This is a genomic window from Isoptericola sp. NPDC019482, assembly GCF_040632295.1.
Lineage (GTDB): Bacteria > Actinomycetota > Actinomycetes > Actinomycetales > Cellulomonadaceae > Isoptericola.
This window is the reverse complement of record NZ_JBEYBQ010000067.1, coordinates 1-8,263: the sequence shown is the minus strand read 5'-3', so window position 1 is coordinate 8,263 and position 8,263 is coordinate 1. Positions and strand designations below refer to the sequence as shown.

Here is an 8,263-nt window from a genome sequence, read left to right as displayed (position 1 = left end):
TACGAGTACGCCGTCTCCGGCTCGAGCCCCTCGTCGACGAACGACGTCGCCGTGCCGCCCACCGAGCCGACGACCTCGCCGTCCCGGCTGACCTGGTAGCCGGTCACCCGGGTGTCGTCCGTGGACGCCGACCAGGACACCGAGACGGACGTGCCGTCCGCCGTCGCGGTCACGTCCTGCGGCACGCTGGGCGCGGTGGTGTCGTCCGACGGGACGTCCTCGCCGAACAGCCGGTCGTAGTCCGCGAGCGCCGTGGCGACCGCCGTCTGCGCCCAGAACCGGTGGTAGGTGAACTCGGGCGCCGGGCCGCCGTCGAGGTGGTCCTGCACCTTCTGCCACTGCGGGTCGTCGGTGTAGAACGACCGCAGGTCGAGGAACGAGGAGCCCGCGCCGATCTCGTCGCCGTTCGGCATCGTTCCGGTCCATCCCTCGGGCACGTACACGCCGTCGCCGTCGGGCGACGTCAGCACGTCGTCGAACCGCGAGTAGTCGGCCCGCGTCTCGGTGGAGGCGACGCCGATCGGGTCGCTGTTCTGGGTCCAGATCGCGTCGAGCAGGTCGTGCGCGACCTGCTGCGCCTGCGTGTGCTGCTCCCCCTCGCCCCCGGCCGCGTAGTACATGAGCGACCGGGCGAGCGCGCCGGCGACGCCGACGTCCTGCCCGTAGCCGGTGACCTCGACGGAGAGGCCGGCGTTGTCACCGGGGTCCGCGGCGTCCCAGTCGTCGGGCTGGCCCGACCAGGCGAGGTTCGACGGGATCTCCCACGAGTCGTCGGTGACGGTGATGTGGTCGATCACCCACGGCACCCACTTGTCGAGCACGGCCTCGGCGCGCGCGTCGCCCGTCTCCTCGTAGAGCTGCGCGATGCGCTCCACGCCCCAGCCCTGCATGCCCATCCACTGGTTGGAGGGCGGGTCGTGGTAGACCGGCGCCTCCTGGTAGGCCATGCCGTAGAAGGTCGCGACGTCGTCGGGCCGGTCGGCGTAGTGCCCCTCCCAGCTGTTGGTCGCGCCGCCCGCGATGCCGCCCTCGGGCGCCTGGAGCCACTGGAACAGCTCGAGCTGCCGGTCGAGGCTCGTGGCCCAGTCGTCGGACGCGGTCGCCGACGCCGGCTCGAGGTCCGGGTCGTTCGACAGCGCCCACGCCGCCATCGGGTTCTGGTACCCGAAGTGCGCGTGGCTGGAGCCGATGCGCCACGCCCAGGGGGAGGCGGTGTCGAGCGCGCCGCCCCAGGCGTAGTACCAGGACAGCAGGTAGTGCGCGCTGTCGCGGCCGGTGCCGGCGGCGCAGGACGTGGACTCGCAGCCCGGCGTCTTGAAGTACTTGTCGAACAGGGCGTAGCGCAGGTAGTCGCCCATCTTGGACGCCTTGCCGACCGTCTCGGCCACGGCCTCGGGCTGCCCCTGCTCGGCGGCGAACTTGTTGGCCCAGTAGGCGGCCTCGACGGCGCGCGCGTCGGCGTCGGGCGCGTTGGTGTACTTCCACTGCTTCGCGTACGACGCGTCGCCCGTGAACAGGTCGAGGTAGCCGTTCTCGCCGCCGTAGGAGAAGTCGTCGATCGACGGCTGCGGGATCGTCTCCCACACCGACTCCTGCGGGCCGCGCTGGAACGTGTTGATGTACGACGTGCCCTCGTGGTCCGGTCCCAGCAGCTCGGAAGAGCCGGGCGCGGCGCCGAAGCCGTACACGTTGTCGACGTCGGCGAGCCAGTGCATCCCGTACACCTCGGGGGTGCCGTAGGTGGACTCGAGCTCCGCGCCGATCGGGTCACGGCCCACCGACACGCCCGTGTCGAGCTGGGACGGGTACTGGCTCGGGTGGTCGAACTCCGGGGCGTACGTGGCCGGCTTGGCCGGGTCGTAGGCCCCGTTGGTCGGCTGGTTCTCCGTGGTCGGGATCATGTACTGCTCGAGCGTGTCCCAGGCGTGGTTGAAGGGCTCCCAGTCGCCCGTCACCTGCCCGTAGGACGTCTCGAGCCACAGCCAGAACGAGTACGCCTCGCTCGTGGTCTCGTGCCCGTAGTCCGGGGCCTCGACCATGAGCGTCTCGACCGCGTGGTACGGGATGCCCTGCGGCGAGAAGTAGCCGTTGGCCGGGTCGTGGATCTTGTCGTAGAGCTCCAGGAACCGCTGCGTGTACTCGCCGTCGACGAGCAGCGTGCGCTCGGCGGGAGCGCTCGCCGCGGGCGGCGCCGCGGCGGTGCCGAGCGCCGCCGCGGAGGGGCCGGCGGCGGCGAGCGCGGCGAGCGCCGCGAGCGTGGTGCCGACGGCGACGGCGCGGCGTGCCCGTCCGGGCTCCGGGTGCGACCGGGGTGTTCGTGACAGTTCTCGTGGCATGGATCGTGGCATCGTGCGTGCACCTCTCATCCTCGGGAGGCTCGCCCTGCCCCGCGGTCCGCCGGCGGCGACGGGGGCGTCGAGCACCCCCCGAGGCTGGGCGCGGCCCCGCGCCCCCGGCAACGCACGGAAACGTTTCGGGTGCCGGTCAGGCGCTGGGCGGGCGGGGCGCCACCAACCAGGCGCGCCGGCGTGCCAGCAGGTCGCCCGCCCGCCGCAGCACCTCGATGGCGTCGCCGCCGCGCGCGGACCCGAGGGCGTCGTCGGGCGCGGGCTCCGGGTGCCCGGTGCCGGCGGCGTGCACGACGACGGCCCTCGCCCCCAGCACCGCACGCAGCCGGGCGGCACGGTCGTGGGCGGCGGCGGCGGCCGCGCCGTCGAGCAGCGCGACGACGTCGCGCGGCGCGGGCCCGTACGCGCAGTCGTCCGGGGCGAGCTCGCCGTGCAGCCGGCGCAGCGCCAGGGCGGGCGGCGGCGCGGGGAAACCGACGGCGAGGACCTGCCAGCCGTACGCGCCCACCCGGCGGGCGCGGGAGATCGCCCGCTCCAGCCGGTCGACGAACAGCTCGCGCGCCACGAGCCCGGTGTCGGGGTCGACCAGCACCCGCTCGCGCAGCTCGCTGCGGAACAGGGTGACGTCCGAGACCACGGCCATCGCCCCCACCATGCGGGCGGCGCGCCCCCCGGCGTCGTGCACGGTGACGGCGCGGCAGCGCACGGTGACGTGGCGCCCGTCGGCCGCGCGCAGCCGGTGCTCGACGTCGAGCGGCTGGTGCGACCCCGAGAGCTGCGCGGCCACCGCGGACTGCACGCGGCGGGCGTCGTCGGGGTGCACGCGGCCGAGCCACTCCTGCGGGTCGTCGCCGATGCTCGCCGGGTCGCAGCCGACGATGCGGGCCCAGGCGTCCGAGTAGCGCACACGCCCCGCCTCGACGTCCCAGTCCCAGGTGCCGTCGTGGGACGCGATGGACACGAGCGCGGTCCGCTCGTGCCCGGCCGCGACCTCGAGGGCCAGCACGCGCTCCCGCTCCGCGGCGTCCGCCAGCTCGCGGCGCTGGGCCTGCAGCGCGCTGAGGGTGTCCTCCGCGTCGAGCGCCACGCCGAGCATGGCGGCCCAGTGGTTGTAGCGCGCCCGCGTGCTCGTCGCCCGCGTGTCGACGAGGCCGCTCACCACGAGCATCCCCCGGTCCGAGGTGCCGAACCCGACCGGCACGACGACGGTGGGCGACGCCGGGTCCGTGAGCTCGGGCGGCGGGAACTCCTGGGGCGGGTACGTCGCCCCGACCACCCGCCGCGGCCCGGGCGCGCCGCCGCGGGCCCCCACGACCTGGAGCGCCCGTCCCCCCGGCACCTCCGCGTCGTCGACCCAGAGCGCGAGCGCGGCCACGCCGTCGTGCCCGCGCGGCAGCCAGTCGAGGCTGCGCAGCGCGTCGCCGTCGGCCCGCATCATCTCCAGGTCCACCTCGTACTGCTCCGCGAGCTCGCGCTCGAGGCGCCCCGCCCTGCCCAGCGTCCCCGCGACCGTGCCGCGCGCCAGCGCCACCACGACGTCGCGCACGGTGGTCTCGAGCGCCGTGCGGCGGGCGGCCGGCCCGAGCGCCCCGGTCCCGCGCCGCGCGGGCTCCGCCGCACCGCCCTGCTTCGACAGCCGGCGCGCGGCGGCGCGCCGATGGCTCCGGACGGTCTGCGCCGCCTCGACGTGCAGGGCGGGCACCAGCTGCTCGAGCGCGTCGGGAGACGGCCGCAACCGGGCCGTCGCGTCCGCGAGCGCGCGCAGCGCCGGCGCCGGGGCGCGCATGCCCCGGTCGGCAGCGGCGGCCAGCACCTGCCGCACCGCGGCCACCCACGCGTCCCGGCCGTGCTCGCGCGCGAGCACCACGAGCGCGACGTCGTCCAGGCCGGGGTCCACGCCCGCCGCGGGCGCGACGGGGGCCTCCCCCTCCGCGCGGCGGGCGGTGTCCTCCCGGGGCGCGCACGACGGCACGTCGCCAGGCCGGTCGGCGTCGTTCCGCCCGCGCTCCCCCGCGCCCGTCACGACGACGTGACCCCGCGCGCCGGCGTCGCACCCGCACGACTCGCGCAGCACCAGCGCCGAGCGGCCGAGCCGGTGCTCCCCGGTCACGCGCTCGCCCGCGATCATCGCCAGGACGAGCTGCGCGGCGCGCTCGCCCACGGCGTCGTGCAGCAGGTCCACGCTCGAGAGGCGGGGCCGGATCCGCGCGCCGAGGTCGGAGTGGTCGATGCCCACCACGGCCTGCGCCTCCGGGAGGGCCAGTCCGTGGGAGCGCAGCCCGCGCATGAAGCCGACGGCGTTGCGGTCCGTCGCGGCCAGGGTGGCCGTCGTCGGCAGCGACCCGTCCCCCGCCTCCGCCAGCCGCCGGGCGACGGCCTCCGCCCCCGCCTCCTGGTTGTCGCGCGTGCGGTAGTGCCACTCCGGGCGCGGCTCGATCCCGTGCGCGAGGAGCCCGGCGCGGTAGGCGTCGTACCGCTCGCGGGTGTCCGTCTGGTCCGTGGCGCCGAGGAAGCCGATGCGCCGGTGGCCGTGCGCGACGAGGTGGTCGACGACGGCCCGCGCCGCGCCCGCGTTGTCGGGGCCGAGGCTCGGGGCCGCCACCCCCTCGACGGGCCCGACGCCGACGAGCACCAGGGGGGTGCCGGCGTCGTGGATCTCGCGCAGCGTGTCGTCCTCGAGCGCGCTGGTCACGACGATGAGGCCGTCGCACCGCGACCCGCCGACCAGCGTGCGCCGTCGCGGCACGGCCGGGAACTCGGCCCGGTCCAGGTCCGCGGGGTAGGTCTGCAGGGCCACCAGCCGGTGACGCCCGGCGCGCAGCACCCGGGCCGCGCCCGCCAGGGCCCGCCCGAAGTAGTACCCGCCGAGCACGGGGCTGACCACCCCGATCGTCCGCGGACCGCCGGTGGGGACCCTTCGCTGAGCACCGACCGTCGTCATCCGTACCACCGTCCTCGCCGTCGAGTACCGTGCACGTTCCCGGGTGCATTCTGCACCGATTCCCGGCACAGTGTGGGAGCGTGACCACGCCAAGCCGCACCGGGCCGGTGCCCGCCGTCGGCGCCCGACGCATCACCATCACCGACGTCGCACGCGCCGCGGGCGTCTCGATCGCCGTCGTCTCGTACGCCCTCAACGGGCGCCCGGGGGTGTCCGACCGCACCCGCCGCCACGTGCTGCGCACCGCCGCCGACCTGGGCTGGCGCCCGAGCGCCGCCGCCCGCTCGCTGCGCTCCGCGCCGCACAGCGTGTCGGTCCAGGCCGTCGGCCCCGCCGACGCCGTGCGGGCCACCGCGGTCGCCCTCGGCCTGCGGTCGGCGCTCCAGGTGGGCGACGAGGCGCCCGCCACCGACGTCGTCGTCGACGTGGCCCCCGACCGCGACGCCGCCGCCCGCGACCTCGAGCACGCGTGGACCGAGCGGCGCCACGCGGCGTTCGTCGTGGCCGGGCTGACCCGCGACGACCCGCGGGCCAGGGCGGCGCACCGCGGCGGGGTCCCCCTCGTGCCGCTCGCGCCACCGCGCCCGGAGCTCCCGGGCGGCGGTGCGGCCGTCTGGTTCGCCGGCGACGCCGAGGAGCGCGCCGCGCAGTACCTGCGCGAGCTGGGGCACACGCGCGTCGCGCTCCTCGCCCGCGACGCGCACGCGGACCCGGCGGCGACGCTGCTCGACGCCCTCGCCGCCCCTGGCACCCGTGACGTCCACGACGCCGCCCGCACGGGGCCGGGGGCCGGCCTCGTCGTCGACCGGCTCGACTACCGGACCGTCGAGGACGCCGCCGCCGGCGCCGCGCGCCTGCTCGCCACCGACGACCACCCGACGGCCGTCGTCGCCGACGGCGACGTCGCGCTGCTCGCCGTGCTCGAGACCGCCCGCCAGCGCGGTCTGACCGTGCCGTGGGACCTGTCGGTGCTGGTGCTCGAGGACTCCCCCACGTGCCGCCTGGTGCACCCCGCCGCCACGGCGGTGGCGCGCCCGTGGGCGGAGCTCGGCGCCGCGGTCGGCGCCGTCGTCCGGCCCCTGCTGGGCGGCGGGGACGCACTCGCGGTGGACGACGGCGAGGGGCGGGCCGACGCCCACGACGCCGTCGCCCGGCTCGTCATCCGGGGCTCCACGGCGCCCGCCCCCGCCTAAACGTTTCGCGCACTGTCCGGTCCGGGCCGCCGTTGCGAGGTTGGGGCCGTCGGCGCCGACGGCCCGACGCCCGGGATCCGCGGGGCGGCGTGCCCGCCCCACGGCACCCGGGCACTGACGAACCAGGAGGCTCCTGTGCGATCAGCTTGGCAACGGCGCAAGGGTGCGCCGGAACGGGGACGGCGACGGGGCCGTGCCGCCGCGACCACGGCCGCCGTCGCGGCGCTCGTGGCGGCGCCGCTGGGCGCCGCGACCTCGGCCGGTGCGGCCGAGCCCCGCGTCGACAACCCCTTCGCGGGCGCGGACCAGTACGTCAACTCGTACTGGTCCGACAACGTGACGGCCGCCGCGACCCGGGCCGGCGGCACGCTCGGCGACTCGATGCGCGCCATCGCGAACGAGCCCACCTCGGTCTGGATGGACCGGATCAGCGCCATCGAGGGCAACGCCGACGGCCCGGGGCTGCGGACCCACCTCGACGCGGCGCTCGCGCAGAAGCAGGGCGACACCCCGCTGGTGTTCAACCTCGTGCTCTACGACCTGCCCGGACGCGACTGCTACGCCTTGGCCTCGAACGGCGAGCTGCCCGCCACGGACGAGGGCATGCAGCGCTACGAGACCGAGTACATCGACGCCATCGTCGACATCCTCGACGACCCCGCGTACGAGGACCTGCGGATCGTCGCGACCATCGAGCCCGACTCGCTGCCGAACCTCGTGACCAACAGCAGCGAGCCGCTGTGCCAGCAGGCCGCGCCGTACTACCGCGAGGGGGTCGCGTACGCGCTGGACAGCCTGCACGACGTGGGCAACGTGTACAGCTACATCGACGCCGCGCACGCCGGCTGGCTCGGCTGGCCGAACAACGCCCAGCCCGCGGCCCAGCTCTTCGCGGACGTCGTGGGCAGCACCGAGGCGGGCTTCGACTCGGTGGCCGGCTTCGTCACCAACACGGCGAACTCGACACCGCTGGTCGAGCCGTTCCTCGAGGACGAGAGCTTCGGCAGCGGCGGCTTCGTGCGCCAGGCGGGGTTCTACGAGTGGAACCCCGACTTCGACGAGACCGACTGGACGGCCCACCTGTACGACCTGCTGGTCGCCGAAGGCTTCCCGTCCTCGATCGGCATGCTCATCGACACATCCCGCAACGGGTGGGGCGGGCCGGACCGGCCCACCGCGGAGAGCACGTCGACGGACCGGGACACCTACGTCGACGAGTCCCGCGTCGACCGCCGCAACCACCGCGGCGCGTGGTGCAACCCCTCCGGCGCGGGCATCGGCGAGCGGCCGCAGGCCACGCCGTCCGGCTACCCCGAGTCGCACCTCGACGCCTTCGTGTGGGTGAAGCCCCCGGGCGAGTCCGACGGATCGTCGGAGGAGATCCCGAACGACGAGGGCAAGCACTTCGACCGGATGTGCGACCCGACGTTCAACTCACCGAAGCTGAGCGGCCTCCTCACGGGGGCGCTCCCCGACGCGCCGCTGTCCGGCAAGTGGTTCGAGAGCCAGTTCCAGATGCTCGTGACCAACGCGTACCCGCCGATCGGCGACGGCGGCACGGACCCGGGCCCCGACCCGGACCCCGACACCGAGGCGCCGAGCGTGCCGCAGGGCGTGACGGCGACGGCGGACGGCACGTCCGTGTCGGTGTCCTGGTCGGCGTCCACGGACGACACCCGGGTGACGGGCTACAGCGTGCTGGTCGACGGCCAGGCCGCGACGACGTCCACGACGACGTCGGCCACGCTGACCGGGCTGGACCCGGACACGGCGTACGAGAT

General features: G+C 75.9%; 4 protein-coding genes. 2 read left to right on the top strand and 2 right to left on the bottom strand.

Annotation, left to right across the window (positions count from 1 at the left end; genetic code table 11):
* Both ABZ493_RS21540 and ABZ493_RS21535 read right to left on the bottom strand, forming a co-directional pair.
* The coding region (locus ABZ493_RS21540; RefSeq protein ID WP_430584158.1) for a glycoside hydrolase family 48 protein at positions 1-2,336 on the bottom strand (2,336 nt) is incomplete at its 3' end.
* A 148-nt stretch (positions 2,337-2,484) separates the two neighbouring features.
* The gene (locus ABZ493_RS21535; protein WP_430584157.1) at positions 2,485-5,289 is read right to left on the bottom strand and encodes a substrate-binding domain-containing protein; all 2,805 of its coding nucleotides are present in this window, start codon (positions 5,287-5,289) and stop codon (positions 2,485-2,487) included.
* 80 nt (positions 5,290-5,369) lie between these two features.
* On the opposite strand from ABZ493_RS21535, the gene ABZ493_RS21530 reads away from it, so the two are divergent.
* Positions 5,370-6,482, top strand: coding sequence for a LacI family DNA-binding transcriptional regulator (locus ABZ493_RS21530; protein WP_430584156.1), 1,113 nt, complete (start codon positions 5,370-5,372; stop codon positions 6,480-6,482).
* A 135-nt stretch (positions 6,483-6,617) separates the two neighbouring features.
* Positions 6,618-8,263 (top strand): glycoside hydrolase family 6 protein (locus ABZ493_RS21525; RefSeq protein ID WP_430584155.1); only part of this gene is annotated, 1,646 nt, incomplete at its 3' end.

Coding starts and splice junctions, on each gene's coding strand:
- ABZ493_RS21535 (WP_430584157.1), bottom strand. CDS start 5,289: ATGACGACGGTCGGTGCTCAGCGAAGGGTCCCCACCGGCGGTCCGCGG.